Origin of the sequence: Sedimentimonas flavescens (genome assembly GCF_025154035.1) — a bacterium.
Classification (GTDB): domain Bacteria; phylum Pseudomonadota; class Alphaproteobacteria; order Rhodobacterales; family Rhodobacteraceae; genus Rhodobacter; species Rhodobacter flavescens.
The window spans coordinates 654,233-674,642 of record NZ_JAOALJ010000001.1 but is presented as its reverse complement, the minus strand read 5'-3'; the positions used below and the strand labels follow the sequence as shown (position 1 = coordinate 674,642).

At 63.0% G+C, this 20,410-nt stretch carries 19 protein-coding genes and 1 pseudogene; 8 read left to right on the top strand and 12 right to left on the bottom strand.

Annotated elements, in window-relative coordinates:
* Positions 1-175: 175 nt before the first annotated feature.
* The 3 genes and pseudogenes from N3C64_RS03190 to N3C64_RS03180 all read left to right on the top strand — a co-directional run bounded on the left by N3C64_RS03190 (position 176) and on the right by N3C64_RS03180 (position 3,168).
* The gene (locus N3C64_RS03190; protein ID WP_260011754.1) at positions 176-1,264 is read left to right on the top strand and encodes an AraC family transcriptional regulator; all 1,089 of its coding nucleotides are present in this window, start codon (positions 176-178) and stop codon (positions 1,262-1,264) included.
* A gap of 52 nt (positions 1,265-1,316) precedes the next feature.
* Positions 1,317-1,505: pseudogene (locus N3C64_RS03185) on the top strand (transposase); the annotation flags it as partial.
* A gap of 512 nt (positions 1,506-2,017) precedes the next feature.
* Positions 2,018-3,168 (top strand): IS3 family transposase gene (locus tag N3C64_RS03180; RefSeq protein WP_260011751.1). Its coding sequence is split into 2 segments (ribosomal slippage): positions 2,018-2,267 and positions 2,267-3,168, totalling 1,152 coding nucleotides; the frame shifts between segments, so codons are not numbered across the junction.
* Positions 3,169-3,386: 218 nt separating this feature from the next.
* Here N3C64_RS03180 and nagA read toward each other — a convergent pair.
* Genes nagA through N3C64_RS03160 form a run of 4 tightly spaced genes read right to left on the bottom strand, consistent with a single transcriptional unit; the run spans position 3,387 to position 7,195 of the window.
* Positions 3,387-4,526 (bottom strand): N-acetylglucosamine-6-phosphate deacetylase, encoded by a 1,140-nt coding sequence (gene nagA / locus N3C64_RS03175; RefSeq protein ID WP_260011749.1) that lies wholly within the window; start codon positions 4,524-4,526, stop codon positions 3,387-3,389.
* A complete protein-coding gene (locus N3C64_RS03170) occupies positions 4,523-5,551 on the bottom strand; it encodes an SIS domain-containing protein (protein ID WP_260011747.1) in 1,029 nt (342 codons plus the stop codon). Before N3C64_RS03170 ends, nagA begins: the two co-directional genes overlap by 4 nt.
* A gap of 20 nt (positions 5,552-5,571) precedes the next feature.
* Positions 5,572-6,321 (bottom strand): GntR family transcriptional regulator, encoded by a 750-nt coding sequence (locus N3C64_RS03165; RefSeq protein WP_260011745.1) that lies wholly within the window; start codon positions 6,319-6,321, stop codon positions 5,572-5,574.
* On the bottom strand, positions 6,308-7,195 hold the full coding sequence (locus tag N3C64_RS03160; protein WP_260011743.1) for a glucosamine kinase nucleotide-binding domain-containing protein: 888 nt from the start codon (positions 7,193-7,195) through the stop codon (positions 6,308-6,310). Before N3C64_RS03160 ends, N3C64_RS03165 begins: the two co-directional genes overlap by 14 nt.
* A gap of 159 nt (positions 7,196-7,354) precedes the next feature.
* Here N3C64_RS03160 and N3C64_RS03155 point away from each other — a divergent pair, with 159 nt between their 5' ends.
* The 5 genes from N3C64_RS03155 (at position 7,355) to N3C64_RS03135 (ending at position 12,456) form a co-directional block, all read left to right on the top strand.
* On the top strand, positions 7,355-8,242 hold the full coding sequence (locus N3C64_RS03155; protein WP_260011741.1) for an N-acetylmuramic acid 6-phosphate etherase: 888 nt from the start codon (positions 7,355-7,357) through the stop codon (positions 8,240-8,242).
* Positions 8,243-8,272: 30 nt separating this feature from the next.
* Complete coding sequence (locus tag N3C64_RS03150; RefSeq protein ID WP_260011739.1) at positions 8,273-9,526, top strand: ABC transporter substrate-binding protein; 1,254 nt, start codon at positions 8,273-8,275, stop codon at positions 9,524-9,526.
* A gap of 65 nt (positions 9,527-9,591) precedes the next feature.
* Positions 9,592-10,506, top strand: a complete 915-nt coding sequence (locus tag N3C64_RS03145) for a carbohydrate ABC transporter permease (RefSeq protein ID WP_218630301.1) — start codon at positions 9,592-9,594, stop codon at positions 10,504-10,506.
* A gap of 11 nt (positions 10,507-10,517) precedes the next feature.
* Complete coding sequence (locus N3C64_RS03140) at positions 10,518-11,357, top strand: carbohydrate ABC transporter permease (protein WP_218630300.1); 840 nt, start codon at positions 10,518-10,520, stop codon at positions 11,355-11,357.
* A 103-nt stretch (positions 11,358-11,460) separates the two neighbouring features.
* Positions 11,461-12,456 (top strand): ABC transporter ATP-binding protein, encoded by a 996-nt coding sequence (locus N3C64_RS03135; RefSeq protein ID WP_260011737.1) that lies wholly within the window; start codon positions 11,461-11,463, stop codon positions 12,454-12,456.
* Positions 12,457-12,513: 57 nt separating this feature from the next.
* Here the strand turns inward: N3C64_RS03135 and N3C64_RS03130 are convergent, their stop codons facing one another.
* The 8 genes from N3C64_RS03130 to N3C64_RS03095 all read right to left on the bottom strand — a co-directional run bounded on the left by N3C64_RS03130 (position 12,514) and on the right by N3C64_RS03095 (position 20,405).
* The gene (locus tag N3C64_RS03130; RefSeq protein WP_260011735.1) at positions 12,514-13,089 is read right to left on the bottom strand and encodes a peroxidase-related enzyme; all 576 of its coding nucleotides are present in this window, start codon (positions 13,087-13,089) and stop codon (positions 12,514-12,516) included.
* Positions 13,090-13,119: 30 nt separating this feature from the next.
* Complete coding sequence (gene acuI / locus N3C64_RS03125) at positions 13,120-14,112, bottom strand: acrylyl-CoA reductase (NADPH) (protein ID WP_260011733.1); 993 nt, start codon at positions 14,110-14,112, stop codon at positions 13,120-13,122.
* A 25-nt stretch (positions 14,113-14,137) separates the two neighbouring features.
* The gene (gene acuR, locus N3C64_RS03120) at positions 14,138-14,770 is read right to left on the bottom strand and encodes an acrylate utilization transcriptional regulator AcuR (RefSeq protein ID WP_446033354.1); all 633 of its coding nucleotides are present in this window, start codon (positions 14,768-14,770) and stop codon (positions 14,138-14,140) included.
* A 75-nt stretch (positions 14,771-14,845) separates the two neighbouring features.
* Positions 14,846-15,619: a hypothetical protein gene (locus N3C64_RS03115; protein WP_260011729.1), complete on the bottom strand. Its 774-nt coding sequence runs from the start codon at positions 15,617-15,619 to the stop codon at positions 14,846-14,848.
* Positions 15,616-15,996 carry a hypothetical protein gene (locus tag N3C64_RS03110; protein WP_260011727.1) on the bottom strand — a complete coding sequence of 127 codons (381 nt, stop codon included), beginning with the start codon at positions 15,994-15,996 and terminating at the stop codon, positions 15,616-15,618. The genes N3C64_RS03115 and N3C64_RS03110 overlap by 4 nt, the downstream gene beginning before the upstream one ends.
* A gap of 25 nt (positions 15,997-16,021) precedes the next feature.
* Positions 16,022-16,900, bottom strand: coding sequence for a dynamin family protein (locus tag N3C64_RS03105; protein WP_260011725.1), 879 nt, complete (start codon positions 16,898-16,900; stop codon positions 16,022-16,024).
* The gene (locus N3C64_RS03100) at positions 16,897-18,987 is read right to left on the bottom strand and encodes a dynamin family protein (protein WP_260011723.1); all 2,091 of its coding nucleotides are present in this window, start codon (positions 18,985-18,987) and stop codon (positions 16,897-16,899) included. The genes N3C64_RS03105 and N3C64_RS03100 overlap by 4 nt, the downstream gene beginning before the upstream one ends.
* A gap of 149 nt (positions 18,988-19,136) precedes the next feature.
* Positions 19,137-20,405 carry a putative GTPase gene (locus N3C64_RS03095; RefSeq protein WP_260011721.1) on the bottom strand — a complete coding sequence of 423 codons (1,269 nt, stop codon included), beginning with the start codon at positions 20,403-20,405 and terminating at the stop codon, positions 19,137-19,139.
* Positions 20,406-20,410: the final 5 nt, after the last annotated feature.

The following is a 20,410-nucleotide window of genomic DNA, read 5'->3' as shown; positions in this document are numbered from 1 at the left end:
CTCCATGCTCCAACGCTTTCCGAGATCGCTAGGGCCACGTGGCCATCGCCCGAGTCTCATGGGGTACGGCTTTTTGATTAACATGCCCGAGGCGCAACCTGTTTGCGGCTCATGCCACCTATGTCATAAACATGTCTCACAAGGTTAACCTTGGGGCGTTGAGGGAGCAGCAAGAATGAGCAAGAAATCTGGCCCGAGGTTCACGCGCGGGATGTTGATTCTGTCACCGTTCGCAAAGGCCTTCACCTCGCGCGGTGGCGATATTGAAGCGCTCCTGGCCCGAAACGGTATTCCCCCCGGCGCGCTCACCGACCCTGAAATGCTGGTTGACGCGTCCGCCTGTTATTCCGCCATGGAGGATATGGCGGAAACTCTCGACGACCCGTATTTTGGCGCAAAGGTGGCAATCGAAACTGCGAGGAAAGGAACGCCGGCGTTTCGGGATTCGGCGACCCATGCTCTCACCTTGGGAGATTTTCTTTCCCGGCTGGTGGTGGAAGTCTCAAAGCAGGTTGATAACGTGCGGTACTCCGTTTTCATCACACCCGGCATTGTAAACTTCGACATTCACCGCACCGTCAAGGTTACTACGCCGTCGACACAGTTGGATGCAGTCGGTGTCGCACTTTATGTGACTTTGATAAAGAAAGGGCTCGGAGAAACCTTCAACCCAAAAGACATCCTGATCACTGTACCGACCACCCAGGGGCTTCTGCCGGGTCTTCTTCCGAAACAGGCGCTCGTCACATCCCAGATCGACGGAATGCGGATTTCATTTCCGACGCACTGGCTTTGGGCACCATTCTCGCTGGACTGGGACTTAGTGAAGGTGTCACGAGGGGAGTTTGCCGCAGATGGCGCCAGCGAAGCGACCCTTTCCTATCTTCGCGGCATTCTGAGGGACAACATAGCTTATCAGGATCTGACATTGAACGACTTTGCCTTGATCTGCCGCGTGCATCCACGCCGCATCCAGCGAATCCTGTGGGCACAGGGCACCTCCTACAGTCAGATGAAGGACGACGTGCGCCAGAGCGTCACCGAAGACCTTTTGTCGAACACGAACCTACCCGTTGCGCAAATTGCCCTTCGGGTAGGTCTCTCCGGCCCAGCGGCCCTTGACCGTGCATTCAGGCGATGGGCCGGTAGGACGCCGACACAATTCAGGGAAGAATCGAAGCCGAAACAGGGACAACTCGCCCCGCGCGAAAGCCCTCACGGTGATGTAGGGTGTCCCCCGTCAGCGCCTATGGCACAGATTTGAGGTTGTGATTTAAGGAGGATTTGGGCTTCGTCGTAGTGACGAAGGAACGAAGATGAAACCCAAATCCTCCCATTCAAAATCGCCAGTGAAGCCCCCTGCGGAGCGGGTTGTGAAAGACATCCGTCGGCATACGCGTCGCCATTTCTCGGCCGAGGACAAGATCCGCATCGTGCTGGAAGGCCTTCGCGGTGACGACAGCATCGCCGAGTTATGCCGCAAGGAAGGGATCGCGCAGAGCCTGATAAGGGCAGAAAGATCTGTATAACCCCTATCAGGCTGGTGCTGATTTTGCCTGATGTGGTTTAGAGATTTCTGGCTACATGATTATAGCTGGCAATGTGGTCTGGGTAAGATTCTGTGGTTGCGAGCCCCCGCAACCAAAATCCATAAATGATAGCAATACGCTACGCGCCGCCTAAGGGCGGTAATTTGCGTTGCGCAAACACCGCTGGAAGCACTCCGGAAGCAAACGGAGTAGGAAAATGGGTGTGGCGGAACGGCAACTGACGCTAACGGCCCCAACCGGCCGTGGAACACCTTTGCCAGTTGCCGCAGTGCGGCCCGTCAAAGATGCCGATCCAACAAATTGCAGCAGCTACGTTCTTCAGTCGGATTGTTCGCAATGGATTTAAACAATCGATCAGCGCACCGCAGAACCGATATCGCTTGATGGCAATAGTGGCGTCTGACCTGCCCCCCGCGAAATCCCTCACTTTAATGTAGAGTCTGCGCCAACTCTGAAGGAGCAGACACATGCGTAAGAGCCGTTTCACCGAGGCGCAGATAATCGGGATGATCAAGGAACAGGAGGCCGGGATGCCGACGGCTGAGGTGTGCCGCAGGCACGGCTTGAGCACCGCGACGTTCTACAAACTGAAGGCCAAGTATGGCGGCATGGACGTGTCGGAGGCCGCCAGGTTGAAGGCGCTGGAGGACGAGAATGCCAAGCTCAAGCGCCTGTTGGCGGACACCATGCTGGACAATGTCGTCTTGAAAGATCTGCTGGGAAAGAGTTGACGACATTGACGAAGCGGCGAGACGCGGCGCTCCGAGTGATGCGGGATCACGACCTCTCGCAGCGCCGAGCCTGCAGGCTGGTCGGTGTCGATCCCAAGGCAGTCCGGCGTGAACGCCCGCCGGACTGCGCCGAGATCCGCAAGGAGATCGCCAGCACGCGGCGTCGGTTCGGGTATCGCCGGATCGGCGTGCTGCTGGAACGCAAGGGCATGAGCATGAACCACAAGAAGCTCTACAGGATCTACCGCGAAGAAGGGCTGTCGGTGAGACGGCGGCGCGGCCGGAAACGGGCGCGCGGCACGAGGGCGCCGATGCCGGTTGCCACGCATCCCAACGCGCGTTGGTCATTGGACTTCGTGTCCGACAGCTTCGGCGCCTCGCGGAAGTTCCGGATGCTGGCGGTGATCGACGATTGCACGCGGGAATGCCTGTGCCTTGTCGCGGACACCAGCCTGTCCGGCGCACGGGTTGCCCGGGAGCTCAGCGCCCTGATCCGGATCTACGGCAAGCCCGGCTGCATCGTCAGCGACAACGGCACCGAGTTCACCAGTCGGGCGATCCTGAAATGGGCTGACGAGAACACCGTGCCGTGGCACTACATCGATCCCGGCAGGCCGCAGCAGAACGCGTTCATCGAAAGCTTCAACGGCAGCCTGCGGGACGAGCTGCTCAACGAGGAAATCTTCGACAGCCTCGACGACGCACGGCGAAAGCTGGCCCTCTGGCGCTACGACTACAATGCGGTCAGGCCGCATTCCTCGTTGAAGAACCTGACGCCGCAGCAAGCGCGCCGGACGCTTGAGCAATTTGAGGGCTCCGCGCCCGGCGCGCTTGCGCCAGATGCGGAACCGGAATACCAAAATCCAACCTGCAGACTCTCGTTATGAATGAGGGACCAGCAGGGGGCAGGTCAGGCGGAATGATGCTTCCGCGTCCGCCGGCGGATCTCCTTCACCATCGACTCCGCCGTCGGCTTCGCTGTTCCGGGTTTCTGGCTCATCTTCACTCCTTGGTGGTTACGATGAGCCAGAAACCCTCCGTTACAAAATCAACTCAGATGTCCCAGGGGCGCTGACGGGGGACATGTTACTGCGGCAGTTGGCGCTCACCCGGCCTGGGCGACCGTGCCGAGCAGCGCATCGATCCGGATTACGCTATCCAGCTTGCACCCGATCGCCAATTGCCCCTGGGTCGTTTGGCCAATGATTGCGGCCGGTGCCGAGGTGGCCGCGCGCAGGGCTTCTGGCAGGCTTACGCCGACGTCGTTGACCAGCACGCGGATCGCGGTTGTCAGGTCGAGATCGGCTCCGGCCAGTGTGCCGTCTTCAAGCGTCAGGCGGCCGCCCTCGCGTCGGATCAATCGGCCTTCCAGCGTGAACTGGGTTGCATCGCTACCCGCCACGGCCATGGCGTCGCTGACAAGGAACAGCCGTCCCGGCCCGGTTTTCGCGGCCCAGGCGGCGCGGAGCGATTGCGGGTGCACATGAATGCCATCGGCAATCAACCCGGCAGAGACCGCGCCATTGGCCAGCGTCGCGCCGACCAATCCCGGGTTGCGATTGCCCAGTTGGCTCATGGCGTTGAAAAGATGCGTGACACATCGCGCCCCGGCCGCGAAATAAGCTTGGCAGGTGTCAAAATTCGCGTCGCTATGGCCGAGGGAAACAAGCACACCTGCGCGGGCGAGGGTTTGAACCTGCTCAAGCGTCACGTTCTCGGGCGCAATCGTGATCTTGAGCACCGGGAGCTCCGCCGCCGCGGCAAGCAGCATCGCCAGATCCTCATCGTCCATCGGGCGGATAAGGGCCGGGTCATGCGCGCCTTTACGCGCCAGCGACAGATGCGGACCTTCAAGGTGCAGCCCGGCAATGCCCGGAACGGCTTCGCGCACGGCCTCTATTGCCGCTGCGATGGCCGCTTGCGTCTTTTCGCGCGTGTCGGTGATCAGCGTGGGCAGCAGGGCTGCGACCCCGAGGCGGCGGTGAGCGCCCGCGATCCGGCGCAGTGTGGAGACCGAGGGATCGTCGTTGAACATCACCCCGTCGCCGCCGTTCACCTGCAAATCAACGTAGCCAGGGCCGAGAATGTCGCCCGCGAGATCCACGATCTTGCCGGCGCGTCCGATCACGTTCTCCGGGCCCAGGGCGGCGAGTTTGCCGCCCTCGAAACGCGCGGCAAGGCCCGTGCGCAACTGTAGGCCATCGAAGATCGGTCCGTTCAGGAACGTCAGGGTTTGCTGGGTCATACCGTCTCCGTCACCTTGTTCAGATGGCGCGGTTTGTCAGGGTCGATACCACGGCGCACCGCGACAGCCTCAACCATGCCGTAGAAGGAAACGATCGCGGCCACCGGATCGGTCATCCAGTGTTCGGTACGCACATGCGGCAGGCGCGTGGCGCGCTGTACACGGTCGGTGGTGGCAAATACCTTTGCCCCTTTCGCAGCCATTTCATCTGCGGTTGCAGCCAGTGTTTCCTCGGCCGCATCGCGTGCGGCGAAGGCGATCACGGGGAAACCCTGCTCGACGATGGAAACCGGGCCGTGCAGCACCTCTGCCGAGGAATAGCTTTCGGCGTGGATCAGGCAGGTTTCCTTGAATTTCAGCGCCGCCTCGTTCGAGATCGCCAGCGAGGGCCCGCGACCAAGGGTGAACAACGACCGCCCGTCGATTGCGTCCGCAGCGGCTGACCAGTCGCAGCCGGTCGCCGCCTCAAGATGGCGGGGCAGGGCGTGAATTGCTGCAAGCAGTTCGCGGTCGTCCTTGATTGCGGCCAGCAGCCACAGGCCCGCCACGACAGAGGTCACGAAGGTCTTGGTGGCGGCTACGCTGATTTCGGGGCCCGCATGAATTGGCAGCGTGGCCTCGGCGGCCTCTGCCAGACGCGAGGCCGGGTTATTGGTGATCGCAACCGTCAGCGCGCCCGAGCGCCGCAACGACTCGGTCATCCGCACGATGTCGGGGCTTTGGCCCGATTGCGAGATCGAGATGCACAACGCCCCGGCGGCCTCCAGATCGGCTCCGTAGATCGAGGTCACCGACGGCCCGACCGAGGCCATCGGCCGCCGCAGCAGCAGCTCGCTTGCGTATTTCAGGTAAGAGCATGCGTGGTCGGACGATCCGCGCGCCACCGACACAAGAAACCGCGGATCGAGTTCGCGCGCCTTGGCGGCGGTCGCGGCGATCTCTTGCGCGCCGTTGGTCAAAAGCCGGTCGACTGCGGCAGGGATCTCGAGGATCTCCTGACGCATCAGGGTGTTGGTAATGGACATGGTCTGGCAGCCTTTCCTTGTCAAAGGCGCAGTTCGGCCACGAAGTCGTAAGCGTCACCGCGATATAGCGAATGGGTCAGTTCCGCGACCCGACCGGTCGCAAGGTAGGATGTGCGGGCGATACTGAGGCCCGCAGCCCCCTCGGCGACCCCCAGCAAGGCGGCCTCACGCGCCTCGAGGTTGATGGCCGAGATCTTCTGCACCGCCCGAACGGGGCGGTTGCCCTTCCGTTCGAGCACTTCGTATAGCGACGTCGTCACCTCGATCGGGTTGGGCAGGATGTCGAGCGGCAGCGCCGCACGCTCCAGCGCCATCGGGCGCCCACCCGCCTCGCGTAGCCGGTAGATGCGCGCGACATTCGCGCCTGCATTCAGACCGAAGGCCGCGATTTCTTCGGGCGAGGCCATGAAGACGCCGCGTTCAAGCCAGGTCGAGGTGGTCTGCATCCCGCGCTGCGCCATGTCCTCGGTGAACGAGGTCAGATGCGAGAGCGACTGTTCCAGCCTGGTGACCGGTTCGCGCACGAAGGAACCGGAGCCCTGCCTTTGTTCGATAAGGCCTTCGCGCACCAATCCCTGAATAGCCTTGCGGACGGTTACGCGCGAAAGCTCGGTCAGTTCTGCGATTTCGCGCTCGGGCGGCAACGATGAGTTGGGCGGCAGCGCGCCGGTCTCGATACCCTCGATCAGCCTGCGGCGTAGCTGCACATAGCGCGGCCCCTCGCCAGAGCCGAGCCAGTTTTCCGGGCGTAGAAACTCAGCTGCGTTCATGGGCGATCTCCTTGGCAAATTCGCGCGCCAACGTCAGGGCGCCATCAAGCGGGGAGCCTTGCGGGGCTGCCACATCGGCCAGCATGGCAGCGGGCAGGAATTGCATGAAGTGGGGGCCGATGCCGCCGGTCAGGCAGATCGCCTGACCCGGAACCCAACCCATTTGCGGAATAAGTGCTGCAATCTCGGATGCGCCCGTTGCCATGACCCCAAGCGCAAGTGCGTCACCTTTTCCGGCGTAATCGGTAACCAAAGGCGCCAGCGCGCCGAAGTCCACGGGGCGCGCGCGGCTGGCAAACCGCACAATTCCGGCGCTGCCGCCCATCTCGGACAGCAGACGGTTTGCGAGCGGCGTGCATTCCTGCAGATCATCGACGCAATCAAGGGTCGCGCGCAGTGCTTCGCGCCCGACCCATTGCGCCGAGGCACGATCCCCGAGCACTGGCCCCCAGCCACCGGCAAGGCGCATCACCCCCCGGATCTGCGCGGCGAAAAACGAGCCTGTTCCGCAATGTGCAACCACGCCATCGCGATCTCCGAGCGCACCGCGCAGTGCGGCGGGGCGGTCATCTTCGACGCGTACGGCGGTAAAGGGCAGCGCTGCACATAGCCGTGCGCGCATATCCGCTCCGGTCACTCCTGCGAGGCCGACAAATGCCGGAAGGCTCCAAAGCGCCTGGACCGGAAGGTCGACCTTGCGCGCCAGAAGGTTCATGCCCTCGATCATCTGCGCAACCGCACCATCGAAATCGGTCGAGACATTGGCTGAGCCGGTTTCGATCGCGCGCGTCAGGCGGCCATCGTCCAGTGCCACCCGGCACCGGGTTCCTCCGCCATCAATGGCGATGATCGCATTGTTCAATGAATCGCTCATGAGAAGACCATTATAATACCTTACGAGATAATGGAAGAAAAAAGAGAACCAATGGCGTGGAATCTTTGCGATAAAACAAACCTATCCAGAACCACTAACGAAATGCTGGACAAAAGGTATTATATAGGTATTCTTGTTGGAGCTTGAGGGGGGAATCAGGTGAAAAGACACGTGACAGAGGGCTTGCACCGCGATGCGGTTGGGTTGGATCAGAAGCTGCCTGCCGAAGTTGCGGCGCTTCTGGTCGAAGGTCAGATCGCGGCCGCTGTAGCGGTTCGCGCGGCGCTGCCGCAGATCGTGTCGGGCGCTACCGCGATGGCTGCTTCGATCGGGGCTGGTGCGCGGCTGCATTATATCGCGGCCGGCTCCTCGGGGCTTATGGCCGCCGCAGACGCGCAGGAGCTGGGTGGAACCTTTTCGATCTCCTCCGAACAGCTGCGCATTCATATGGCGGGTGGTTTGCCGACCGGGGTTGAGATGCCCGGCGGCACCGAGGATGACACCGAGGGGCTGGCCCTCGCGCTGGCGGATCTGGGGCCGTCCGACACGGTGATCGCTGTCTCTGCCAGCGGTACGACCCCCTACACGGTCGCGGCGGCTGAGATCGCCCGGGCGCGGGGTGCAACGGTGGTCGGGATCGCGAATAACGGCGATACGCCGCTCTTGAATCTGGCGCATCACGCGATCTTGCTACCCACGCCGCCGGAAGTGCTTTCGGGCTCGACCCGGATGGGGGCGGGGACCGCGCAGAAGATCGCGCTCAACATGCTTTCGACGCTGATGGCGCTCGAACTGGGCCATGTCTACGACGGGATGATGGTCAATCTGCGCGCCGATAACATCAAGCTTCGGGCGCGTGCGGCCGGTATCGTCGCGCAGGCGGCGCATGTCGATCCGCAGGTGGCCGAGGCGGCGCTTGATGCCGCACAGGGCGCGGTCAAGCCCGCAACACTGATTGCCGCGGGGGGCATTTCGCCCGCCGAGGCGCAAGACCTTCTCGAACAGACCAACGGAAATCTGCGGGGCGCGCTGGCGCGGCTTCGCTGAACAAACTCGTCCAAACAGGAGAATAACGATATGAAACATACCTATCTCAAGATGGCGCTGCTCAGCACCGCTCTGGTTGCGACCGGCGCGCAGGCACAGGATGCCGCTCTGACCATCGAGAGCTGGCGCAACGATGACCTCGCGCTGTGGCAGGACAAGATCATCCCCGCCTTCGAGGCCAAGCATCCTGGCATCAAGGTCCAGTTCACGCCGACCGCCCCCGCAGATTACAACGCGGTTCTGAACTCCAAGCTCGATGCGGGTTCGGCCGGCGATCTGATCACCTGCCGCCCGTTCGACGCGTCGCTGGCGCTCTATCAGGCCGGGCATCTGACCGACCTGAGCGATCTTGACGCGATGTCGAACTTCTCTGACGTGGCGAAAGCTGCCTGGCAGACCGATGACGGCGCGGCCACCTTCTGCGTGCCGATGGCCTCGGTCATCCACGGCTTCATCTACAACAAGGACGCCTTCGCCGAACTGGGCATCGAAGTGCCCGTGACCGAAGAGGAGTTCTTCGCGGCGCTCGAGAAGATCAAGGAAGACGGCAGCTATATCCCGATGGCAATGGGCACCAACGACCAGTGGGAAGCCGCGACCATGGGCTATAACAACATCGGCCCGAACTACTGGAAGGGTGAAGAGGGCCGTCTGGCGCTGATCCGCGGCGAGCAGAAGCTGACCGATCCGCAGTGGGTCGAGCCCTATGCGACGCTGTCCAAGTGGGCGCCCTACCTGGGCGACGGCTACGAGGCGCAGACCTATCCCGACAGCCAGAACCTGTTCACGCTTGGCCGTGCGGCGATCTATCCGGCGGGCTCGTGGGAGATTTCGGGCTTCAACGCTCAGGCCGAATTCGAGATGGGCGCCTTCAAGCCGCCGGTGAAAGCTGCGGGCGATACCTGCTACATCTCGGACCACACTGACGTCGGCATCGGCATGAACGCCGCCAGCGCCAACCCCGAGGCGGCACGCGCCTTCCTGTCGTGGGTCGCCAGCCCCGAGTTCGCCGAGATCTTCGGCAACGCGCTGCCGGGCTTCTTCCCGCTGTCGGATACGCCGGTCGAACTGTCCGATCCGCTTGCGAAGGAATTCGTCGGCTGGCGCAATGACTGCGAACGCAGCATCCGCTCGACCTATCAGATCCTGTCGCGCGGCACCCCGAACCTCGAGAACGATACCTGGGGCGCTTCGGTGGCGGCGATCAAGGGCACCTCGACGCCCGAGGAGCTGGGCGTGAAACTGCAGGCTGGCCTCGACAGCTGGTATAAGCCGCAGAACTGACCCTCCCGTCAGATGATCTACCCGAGCGGAGCCATCCGCTCGGGAACCCAGAACCGGAGGCACACATGACCCGCCCACGTATCCGCTGGCACATCCCAGTGTTCCTGGCGCCCGCCGTCGTCATCTACACCGCCGTCATGATCTTTCCGCTGGTCAACACGCTACGTCTGGCGCTGTTCAGCAAGATCGATCAAGAGCGCGTTTTCGTCGGGCTGGACAACTTCCGCACCCTGTTCTTCGACCCGATCTGGTCCGAGCAGTTCTGGAACGCGCTCGGCAACAACTTCTGGTTCTTCCTGATCCACATGCTGGTGCAAAACCCCATCGGCATCGTGCTGGCAGCGATCCTGAGCCATCCGCGCCTGCGCTTCAGCGCGCTTTACCGCTCGGCTATCTTCGTGCCCACGATCCTGTCCTTCGTCATCGTGGGCTTCGCGTGGAAGCTGATCCTGTCGCCAATCTGGGGTATCGCACCCTCGATGCTTGATGCGGTCGGGCTGAAATCGCTGTTCGCGCCCTGGCTGGGCAAAGAGGAATATGCGCTGACCACACTGGCGCTGATCTCGGTCTGGCAGTTCGTCGGCATCCCGATGATGCTGATCTACGCGGCGCTTCTGTCCATCCCCGACGAAGTGATCGAGGCGGGCGAGGTGGACGGCATCACCGGAATGGCGGCCTTCTGGAAGATCAAGCTGCCGCTGATCCTGCCATCGATCGGCATCATCTCGATCCTGACCTTCGTGGGCAATTTCAACGCTTTCGACCTGATCTACGCCTCTCAGGGCGCGCTCGCGGGGCCGGATTACTCGACCGATATTCTCGGCACCTTCATGTATCGCACCTTCTTCGGCTTCCAGCTGCAACTCGGCGACCCCCACATGGGTTCGGCCATCGCCAGCGCCATGTTCGCGATCATCCTGGTTGGTGTGTGTCTCTATCTCTACGGCGTCCAGTCCCGGATGCGTCGCTACCAGCTGTGAGGAGCAAGCCCATGAACAAGGCCCGCACGAACCCGCTGAATACCTTCGCGATGCATGGCGCGCTGATCTTCTACACCCTGATCGCGCTGTTCCCGGTCTTCGTGATCCTGATCAACAGCTTCAAGACCCGCAAAGCGATCTTCAAGGAGCCGCTGGCGCTGCCTGACACCGAGAGCTTCTCGTTGATCGGCTACCAGACGGTGCTCAAGCAGGGGGATTTCTTCCTCTACTTCCAGAACTCGATGATCGTCACCGTGGCGTCGCTGTTCCTGATCCTGCTGTTTGGCGCAATGGCGGCCTATGCGCTGTCGGAGTACCGCTTCCGTGGCAGCAAGCTGCTGGGGCTTTACCTTGCGCTTGGCATCATGATCCCGATCCGCATCGGCACCGTGGCAATCCTGGATCTTATGGTCAGTACGGGCCTTGTGAATACCCTCTGGGCGCTGATCCTGGTCTATACCGCGCAGGGCCTTCCACTGGCCGTCTTCATCCTGTCTGAATTCATGCGCCAGGTGTCGGATGACCTCAAGAACGCCGGGCGTATCGACGGGCTGTCGGAATACACGATCTTCTTCCGGCTTGTGCTGCCGCTTGTGCGTCCGGCGATGGCGACCGTGGCCGTGTTCAACATGATCCCGATCTGGAACGACCTTTGGTTCCCGCTAATCCTGGCGCCGACCGAGGCCACCAAGACGCTCACGCTTGGCTCGCAGGTCTTCATCGGCCAGTTCGTGACCGACTGGAACGCCGTTCTCTCGGCACTGAGTTTCGCGATCCTGCCGGTGCTGGCCCTCTATGTCATCTTCTCGCGCCAACTGATCCGCGGGATCACCTCGGGGGCAGTGAAATGATTGCCCTCGCCCTGAATGCACGTCGCGCGGCCCCATCCCGCCGCGCCCGGATTGTCTGGCCCATCCGTATCGGCCACCCCGTTTCGCTTGAGGAGCCCACGCCATGACTGCACTGACGCTGACCAATGTGAACAAGTCTTTCGGGGCCGTGCATGTCCTGAAGGACATCAGCCTGACCGTCGAGGATGGTGAATTCGTGGTGTTCGTCGGACCCTCGGGCTGCGGCAAGTCCACGCTGCTGCGCGTGATCGCGGGACTGGAAGACGCCACTTCGGGAGAAATCCGCATCGCCGGCGAGCAGGTCAACCTGACGCCTCCGTCGAAGCGCGGCATCGCGATGGTGTTCCAGTCCTATGCACTTTACCCGCATCTGAGCGTGCGCAAGAACATGTCGCTGGCGCTTCGCCAGGAGGGGCAACCCAAGGATGTGATCGAACAGCGCGTGGCCAATGCGGCGCGCATGCTCAATCTCGATCCCTATCTGGACAGATACCCGTCCGAGCTTTCCGGCGGCCAGCGTCAGCGTGTGGCAATCGGGCGGGCTATCGTGCGTGAGCCCAAGATCTTCCTGTTCGACGAGCCGCTCTCGAACCTCGATGCGGCGCTGCGGATGAACACCCGGATCGAGATCGCCAATCTGCACCGGCAGTTGTCGGCCTCGATGATCTATGTCACCCACGACCAGACCGAGGCGATGACGCTTGCCGACAAGATCGTTGTGCTGCGCGACGGTCGCGTCGAACAGATCGGCAGCCCGATGGAGCTGTACAACAACCCTGCCAACCAGTTCGTCGCGGGGTTCCTGGGATCACCCTCGATGAACTTCTTCCCGGCCGGGCTGGTGAATGAGGGCGATGATCGCACCATGGGCGTGCGTCCCGAGGACCTGTTCCTCTCGGATGACGGGCCTCTGCTGGCTCAGGTCATCCATGTCGAGCATCTGGGGGGCGACACCAACGTGATTGCGAATGTGCAGAGCCATCAGGTCACCGCGCGCCTCTTCGGCCAGCATTCGATCGAAGCGGGGCAATCGCTGCGCCTCGGGTTCAGTGCGCAGAAAACCTTCCACTTCGACGCCGATGGCCTGCCCGCCACCTGACAGACGACAGCAAACAATAAAGAGCGGGGCGACGCATACCGTCGCCCCGCAGCTTTTTCAGATATTGCGACCCATCGCGAAGAACTCGTCATTGGGGCGAAGGTTGCTGACATTTGCCATCCGGTTCGACAGGCCGAAGAAAGCGGCGATGCCGGCGATGTCCCAGATGTCTTCCTTATCGAAGCCGTGTTCGGCGAGCGTCTCGAAGTCGGCCTCGCCGACCTCATAGGCGGGGCCCGAAACCTTCATCGCGAAGTCGAGCATCGCTTTCTGGCGCGGCGTCAGGTCGGCCTTGCGGTAGTTGATCGCTACCTGATCGGCGATCAGCGGGTTCTTCGCGCGAATGCGCAAGATCGCCCCATGCGCCACGACGCAATACTGGCACTGGTTGATATTCGATGTCGCCACGACGATCATCTCGCGCTCAGCTTTGCTCAGGTTGCCCGGCTTTTCCATCAGTGCGTCGTGATACGCGAAGAAGGCACGGAACTCGTCGGGCCGGTGCGCAAGGGCAAGGAAGATATTGGGGATGAAGCCGGACTTCTCCTGCACGCCAAGAATGCGCTCGCGCAGATCCTCGGGCATTGTATCAAGTTCGGGAACGGCGAAGCGGCTGATATGTGTTGCGGTCATGAAGAACTCCTGTCTGGGTAATGCGGTTGGTTAGGCAAGCTTGGGGGCGATCGGCACGACGACGCGCCCGCGCTGGCTGCCAGCAATCAGCTTTCCGGCGGTATCGATGACATCGCCAAAGGCGATCTCCTCGGTCAGGCCAGCGAGCTTGCCGGGGTCGAGGTCTTGTGCGAGGCGGCGCCATGCCTCAAGCCGTTCGGCGCGCGGGCACATCACGCTGTCCACGCCCAAAAGCGCCACGCCGCGCAAGATGAAGGGTGCGACGGTCGCGGGCAGAGACATGCCGCCCGCCAGGCCGCAGGCCGCGACGGCGCCGCGATATTTCAGCGATGCGCAGACATTGGCCAGAACCTGACCGCCCGCGACATCCACCGCGCCAGCCCAACGCTCTTTCGCCAGCGGACGACCGGGTTCCGAGTAGTCACCGCGCGGAATAACCTCGGCCGCGCCCAGATCTTGCAGGTAGCTGGCCTCTTCCGGGCGGCCCGTCATTGCCACGACGCGATAGCCAAGCTTGGCCAGTAGCGCGACTGCCACGCTGCCCACGCCGCCCGCGGCGCCGGTAACAAGAATGTCGCCCTGATCGGGGGTGATGCCGTAACGCTCAAGCGCCATGACGCAGAGCATGGCCGTATAGCCCGCCGTGCCGATCGCCATCGCGTCGCGTGCGGTGAAAGGCGCCTGTAGCGGCACCAGCCAATCGCCCTTCACGCGGGCTTTGTCGGCCAGACCGCCCCAGTGGCCTTCACCCACACCCCAGCCATTCAGAACCACCCGGTCGCCCGGCTTGTAGTCGGGGTGGGCCGAAGCCTCGACCACGCCCGAAAAGTCGATCCCCGGAACCATCGGCCAGCTGCGCACCACGGGTCCCTTGCCGGTGATGGCCAGCGCGTCCTTGTAGTTCAGCGTCGAATAGGCGACGCGAACGGTCACATCCCCCTCGGGAAGCTGGCTTTCGTCAACTTCGGCCACGCGGGCCTGGGTGCCGTTCTCATTCTTCTCGAGCAGGATTGCGCGAAACATGGTCGTCCTCCTTTGGGTGATCGGGTCAGCGCAGCATGGCCAGAAAGCCTGCCGCGAAGGTGTCAAGCGGTGCGGGCGAGAGTTCGAGCTTGGCGCGCAGAACCGCGCCCTCCCATCCGATCCAGAAAATCTCTGCCAACTGGTCGCAATCGGCCTCGGGGCCGATCTCGCCCGCGGCCTGCGCCGCGCGCAGACAGGTGGCGGTGCGGGCCTGCCAGTCGAGCAAGACATCTGTCAGTTGTCTGCGGAACGACGGGGGCAGGGTGCCCATCTCTTGTCCGAGGTTTCCCACAAGGCAGCCGCGCGTGAAGCCGTGCCGCGCCATGCCTGCTTTCGCATCCTCGACGAAGGCGTGCAGCCGTGCGAGCGGCGTCAATGCTTCGTCCAGAAACCAGCGGTCGAGTTTGGTCGCGAAATACCCGGCATAGGCGTCGATCAGCGCACGGCCGAAAGCCTCCTTGCTGTCGTAATAGGCGTAAAATGATCCCTTGGGCACGCCAGCAAGGCGCAGGATCTCGTCGATTCCGACGGCGGAAAAACCTTTCTCGGTCAGCACGACAAGCCCCGCACGGATCAGCGCATTGTGCAGATGCGCCATTTCCTCGGGTGATTTCCGGGGCCGACCGCGATTGCGGGAAAGGGGGGATGCGTTGCTCATTTCGATTTATAGACCGATCGTCTAAAAAATAGCAACGCTTATTTTGCGGCGCTGATCTGCCGCGTGTCAGGGAAGCTAGGCGGGGTGTTGCCAGGCCGCGATCAGGGCAAGCCCCTCGGCGCGCGGCAAGACGGCAGCAAGGCCGTTCTCGGCAAGCGAGATGATCGCGACGATCAGATCGTCGGAGAGGGGGAGGACGATGCCCTCGGTGCGCATCAGGCGGATGCGGGGGGCCTTGCGCGGTTTGGAGTGCATCGCGCGGTAGCGCGCGGCGATGTCACGCAGTGCGGGTGCCCATTCGGGCGCGCCCGTCGCCGCTTCCGAGCCGTTGGTCCACGCCAGTTGCGAAAGGGCTTTGGCCTCGATCTGGCGGCAGAGCCGCTCGAAGGGAATGTGGCTCGGCTCGATCCCGAGCAGTTGTTCGAGCGTATGGACCGAACAGGCCGCCTCGGGGTGAGAGGGCAGGGCGGTGCGGCGCGTCACCTGCAACGCCATATCCCCGGCCATGCGCGCAAGCTTGGTCAGGCTTTCGGCGAAAAGCTCGGCCATCGCCTGCGGGTCTTCGGGGGGCGCAGCGCGGCCAGGCGTGTCGATATCGATCAGGCGCCGGTTCGAGACGGTCAGCCGCGCGACTCGTTGCCCGCCCGCAAGCAGGTCGAGGTGGCGTGGCAGAACGGTCTCGTCGATCTCGCGCAGCAGGAATTGTAGACGCGAATCGGCGGATTGCGGCAGCGACTGACGTTCTGCGGCGAGCGACTCGGGGGCGCTCGACAAGCGGTCGAGCAGGCGGCTCAGCTGATCCTCGGTCGCCACGGTTTTGCCCTGTGTCTTGCGTTTCGAGGCGCTCATTGCGGGCCTGCGAGCTTTTCAGCCGCCTCCCTGGTCAGGCTCAGCGCGGTATGTGCATCGGTCTGCGGCGCGAATACAGCGCCGACAATGTCGTCAGGCGCGCCCGCGCTGCGCGCGAAAACGCGGGTCGCGCGATCGGTGAAGGTCATCACGGCCTGCCCGTACTCCGGCGCCGGGATACCTTCGGGCAGCAGCGCCGGGTCGAGCAGCGCAAAACAGCCTGCCGATTGTTCGGAGAGTTGGTCGAGAACCTCACGCGGGCAGGGTGACGGGGCGCTCCATTTCAGGATCAGACCAGACGACAAGTCACCGAACGTCGCGAGGCGGCAGCCGGGCGCGTCGTTGAGCAGCTGGTCGAGATGGTCCTGAATCTGCATCTTCGTCTTTCCTTGGGCGGGGTCCTTATGTCTCTAGCTTTAGATCAGCCACGTTATCAGGTCGAGGGCGGGCGGTTGTGGTCGTCTTGACGTGGACGCGGCGGGGCACGATTGGCGCGGCGGTCGGAGCTTCGGCGCAAGGCGGTGCCGCCTCCATCGCCGGCGGCAGGGTGGGGCGTTCGGTCGCCGGCTTGGCGCCGACAGGCTGCTGCAACGCGCTGCCCGTTTCCATCAGAATCTCGACGAGGTGTTCGAGGAACTCGGCCGCGCCGCTCGCCTGCCAGGCGTCATAATCGTCACCCGCCTCAAGCGCCTCAAGCAGTGAGACCGGGTAGATCTGGGTGAACAGCCCATCGACCTCGTTGCGCACGCGGTTCAGAACGCGGCTCTTGTCGCGCGGGTTGCGCAGCTTGTCGAACTGGGTGATCAGTAGCAGGTTCTTGCCGCGCGTATAGGGCAGCATCCGGCCCCAGGTCGCCGCTTCGGATTGCCGCCATGCCTGCGTCGCATGGGTGCACCAGATGACGTGGTCGGCCTTTTCCATCACCGCGTCCCAGATATCGGAAGGCATGTTCGGGTCCGAGATGCCGGGCATGTCAATCAGGTCGCACAGCTCGAGCGTGTCGGCCTCCATCGTCAGGTGGATCCAGCGCGTCTCATCGAGGTTGACCGCGCCCAGTTCGGCGGGGTTGATCTCGGTCCGGGTGCCGTCGCGATGCTCGGCAAAGGCCGAGGGGGCGCCGTACGTGATATGTACCGGGGGCAGGCGCGTTGCGGTCACGCGCATGGGCAGGGCCTCGCCCTCCAGCAGAATATTCGACAGGGTGCTCTTGCCCGCGCTGAACTCGCCCATCAGCACAAGGCGCGGTTTGCGGCGTGCGCCGGTCTGGATCGTGTCGGTCATATCGCTAGCGCCTCTTCGCTGGTGCGCGCCACATGGACCTGAAGCGTTTCGAGCAGGCTGTCGATCACCTCGCGGCGGTCGCGCTCTTCGCCGTTCAGCAGCAGGCTTTGCAAGTGCTCCTTGTTGCCGCGACTGCTGCCGATCTCGAACAGCAGGTCATGACATTGATCGAGCAGCCCCTTCAGCACCGCCTCCATCTGCGCGTTGAAATCCTGTGGCGGGATCGTCTTGAACTGGGCCATGAAATCTGCGGTCTCGGCAGAGATCATCCCGTAGAAACGCTGGGCAAAGGCCTTGTAGCCGCGCGTCCGGCGCCACCACGAGACCCACCAGCCGTCATTGAAATCGAGCACGATGGTCTGGGCAAGCATCACCGGCGCGGGCGGATCGGGCGCTTCGGGGATCGAAAGCTGAATGCCCTCGATCGCATTGCCGAAGGACTTGTAGAGCAGTTCCGCAATGTCGATCACCGCCGCCTTGTAGCAGGTGTTCGCGGCGGTTTGCGCGCGAGAGCTATAGACCGAATAGGCCGATTTCAGCAGCACGCGAAGCCCGGTCGGATCGTATTCCCAGACCTCGTGATCGCCGTTGCGCTCCAGATGCTCGATCAGCGAATGGGTCGCGCGCTCGACGAAATTCGCGTGCGCCCGGTCGGCGCGGTCGTGATAGGCGCCGGTCACCGTCGTCAGTTGATCTTGCAGGGCTTTGATGTGCCGGGCCGCCAGGTCGTCGAACTCGCCGGCTACCTGGTTGAAGCTGACCGAAGTATCGGCGCTCTCGCCCTCGATACGCACGATATTCGCCGCTTGCAGGCCGCTGGCGATGGTTACGGCGGCGCTGGCGATCTTGCGCAGCTTGGGATTGCCGAGGGTCGTGACGATCTGATCGGCAATCGCACGGTTAAGCTTGGGCAGGCCCGACAGGTGCCAGACCATTTCGGCAGGCGTCAGGTCCAGCTTGGAATCCACCAGCTCGCGCTGTGCCCAGTTCACCAGCGCGTCCGAACTGGCCTTCGACATCTCGTCGAGGCTTTCGGACAGCACCTTGTTGGCCCAGTAGCCGCTGCCAAAGATGATCTCGGCGTCCTGCGGGCCATTGTGCTTGGCCAGCGTGTCGCGGATACTTTGCTCGATCTCGGGCACTTGCTGGGCGGGGTCACGCAGCTCGTCGATGCGGTTGACGAAGATCACCACGTCGCGCGAATGCAGGTTCGAGATCAGGCGGATCAGACCCATATCGACGGAAGTCAGCGCCTGATGGGCCGAGAGCACCACGACGCAGATCCGGCTTTCGCGCACGGCATTGATGGTGACCTGCTCGCGCATCAGGAAGGTGTCGTTCACACCTGGCGTGTCGCGCAGGCACATCTGCATCGGCATGGTCTGGCAATGCAGGTAGAGGTCCGCCGCACGCGTGATATCGGCGAAACGGCCCTGGTGCTCTTCTTCCTCGGGCGCGTCTTCATCCAGGAAGTCGTCGCCAAGGCAGATGTAGCGTTCCAGCAGGTTCTTGTCGAAATAGCCGTATTCGTGCTCCTGCCCCAGCAGTAGCTCGAACTTCTTGCCCAGGCGGCGGCGGGATTTCTCGCGCAGCGCCTCGATCTGTTCGCGGATCTTGGCCAGTTCGCCCTCGGCATCGGCGCGCTGCGCCAGTTCGCCCAGACGACCGCCCTTGTTGAGCAGGCGATCCCACTCATCTTCCTTCATCAACTGAAAGCGGGCGCCCACCTCCTTGCGGTGCGCGCCGGGCAGCAGGTGCAGCGAGGTGACGACCGAGGTCCAGGGGTTCACGTCGGCGGGCAGCAGATCGGACCAGCCGGCGAGCGCGTTGACCAGCGTGGTCTTGCCCGCCTTGACCTGTCCGAGGAAGGTGATCGCCGGCTCGAACTCGGCCAGTTCGTGGCGCAGACGCGCAACAGACCGGGCCGCCGCGTCGCCCGCGACATGTTCGAGCGTCTCCAGAGTCGCCTCGACCTCTTTCACGCGCGCGGCGAAATCGGCCAGCGGCTCCAGCCCGGCGTTCAGGCATTCGCGCGGCGCAATCGACGTGAGTCGGTCACCCGTTGTGATCTGGGGCACTATCGTCATGCCTCACCTGTCTTGGCGGTTTCCTGGGTCTTCGGAATGAACTTGAGCATGGCATTCATGAAAAATACTTTTCTGACTTCCCCGCATTCTTGACTCGGAATGTGGTCAAAGCTTGACGTGGCTGTGTCAGGCGGCGGTATTGGCGCATTTCATCGCGCCCGCCGTTCGGACATCTCCTTCTTCATCTGCACCAGCACTGTCAGTGCATCCGCTGCCGCGTTTTCAGAGCGTTCGAGCCGGAGCAACATCAGCATCTGCTCTCCCTCGATGGCGTCCTCACGGAAGGCCTCGATCTCTTCCGAGCGGTCATCGGAGGACGACAGCAGCGTGACCAGCTCTTCCGCAGCCTGCGAACACCGCTCGAGAATCGCGTCGCTTGACGCGCCTGCGGTGGCCTCGGGGGTCTCGATCAGTTCCTGTGCGCAGCCCTGCAGCAGCGCCAGAGCGCGGTCGATGACGCGGGCAGGCTCGGGCTTCGGATCGTGCTGGGTGGCGCGGCGGACGGCATCGGCAATATCGACACGGGGCTTCGGCGGGGCGGCCGGGCGCTCGGGCGCGGGTGCGGCCTGTGCCTTGGGAGCGGGTTCCGGCTTGGGCTCATCAAGCGCGACCTTGTAGCGGTCGAGCAGGATGTGAACGTGGTCCAGATCGGCCGAGCGGGCCACGTCGATCTGTTGCTGGATACCGTCGAACAGGGCTTTGCCTCCGCTCGCCGACCAGAGCTTTTCATTGGTCTGCTTGGCGGCCTCGCGCGCGGCGATCGCCTGCCGGGTGGCAACCGGGTAGAGCCGTAGGAACTCCTCGGCGACGACGGGCTGCAGCGCGGCAATCCGGCCGCCAAGCTCCCCGCGCATGTGCAGCCGGTCCGCCATGGTCAGCGCAAGGAAGCTATGGTCCTTGAGATGATCGGGAACCCCGGCCCAGGCTGCGCGCTCAAGATCGTTGAACTGCTGGGTGCACCAGATGGCGATATCGGTGCGCTTGGCCATCCACTCAAGCAGGGCGGGCTGGTCCGCCCCGCCCTCGCTCAGCGTCAGTTCCAGAAAACGGCGCTTGCGCAGCCGCGGGTCGGGCAGTTCCTGGCGGATGCGGAAAGTGCCTGCGGGGATATGCGCGGGATCAACCAGCCCGTCTTTGGCGCGCACGCTTCCATCGGGCAATTCGAACAGCGCGCGCGGGGCCGGGCCGTACCACAACTCAAGTGCCGCCACACGGCCCAGATCGGGCATCAGTTGCTCGCCCAGAAGCATGTTTACAAGGCTGGATTTGCCCGATCCGGGGTGGCCGATCACGGCTATCCGGGTCGGGCTGTTCAGATGTGTCAGAAGGCGCTGACCGATCGACTGCCCTTCGGGGGGAAGAGCACCCCGGTCCAGCGCCCGCTGCAGCTGAGTTGCGATCTGTTCGAGCGGTGCCATGGCCT

Coding starts and splice junctions, on each gene's coding strand:
- N3C64_RS03190 (WP_260011754.1), top strand. CDS start 176: ATGAGCAAGAAATCTGGCCCGAGGTTCACGCGCGGGATGTTGATTCTG.
- nagA (WP_260011749.1), bottom strand. CDS start 4,526: ATGACCCAGCAAACCCTGACGTTCCTGAACGGACCGATCTTCGATGGC.
- N3C64_RS03170 (WP_260011747.1), bottom strand. CDS start 5,551: ATGTCCATTACCAACACCCTGATGCGTCAGGAGATCCTCGAGATCCCT.
- N3C64_RS03165 (WP_260011745.1), bottom strand. CDS start 6,321: ATGAACGCAGCTGAGTTTCTACGCCCGGAAAACTGGCTCGGCTCTGGC.
- N3C64_RS03160 (WP_260011743.1), bottom strand. CDS start 7,195: ATGAGCGATTCATTGAACAATGCGATCATCGCCATTGATGGCGGAGGA.
- N3C64_RS03150 (WP_260011739.1), top strand. CDS start 8,273: ATGAAACATACCTATCTCAAGATGGCGCTGCTCAGCACCGCTCTGGTT.
- N3C64_RS03145 (WP_218630301.1), top strand. CDS start 9,592: ATGACCCGCCCACGTATCCGCTGGCACATCCCAGTGTTCCTGGCGCCC.
- N3C64_RS03140 (WP_218630300.1), top strand. CDS start 10,518: ATGAACAAGGCCCGCACGAACCCGCTGAATACCTTCGCGATGCATGGC.
- N3C64_RS03135 (WP_260011737.1), top strand. CDS start 11,461: ATGACTGCACTGACGCTGACCAATGTGAACAAGTCTTTCGGGGCCGTG.
- N3C64_RS03130 (WP_260011735.1), bottom strand. CDS start 13,089: ATGACCGCAACACATATCAGCCGCTTCGCCGTTCCCGAACTTGATACA.
- acuI (WP_260011733.1), bottom strand. CDS start 14,112: ATGTTTCGCGCAATCCTGCTCGAGAAGAATGAGAACGGCACCCAGGCC.
- acuR (WP_446033354.1), bottom strand. CDS start 14,770: ATGAGCAACGCATCCCCCCTTTCCCGCAATCGCGGTCGGCCCCGGAAA.
- N3C64_RS03115 (WP_260011729.1), bottom strand. CDS start 15,619: ATGAGCGCCTCGAAACGCAAGACACAGGGCAAAACCGTGGCGACCGAG.
- N3C64_RS03110 (WP_260011727.1), bottom strand. CDS start 15,996: ATGCAGATTCAGGACCATCTCGACCAGCTGCTCAACGACGCGCCCGGC.
- N3C64_RS03105 (WP_260011725.1), bottom strand. CDS start 16,900: ATGACCGACACGATCCAGACCGGCGCACGCCGCAAACCGCGCCTTGTG.
- N3C64_RS03100 (WP_260011723.1), bottom strand. CDS start 18,987: ATGACGATAGTGCCCCAGATCACAACGGGTGACCGACTCACGTCGATT.
- N3C64_RS03095 (WP_260011721.1), bottom strand. CDS start 20,405: ATGGCACCGCTCGAACAGATCGCAACTCAGCTGCAGCGGGCGCTGGAC.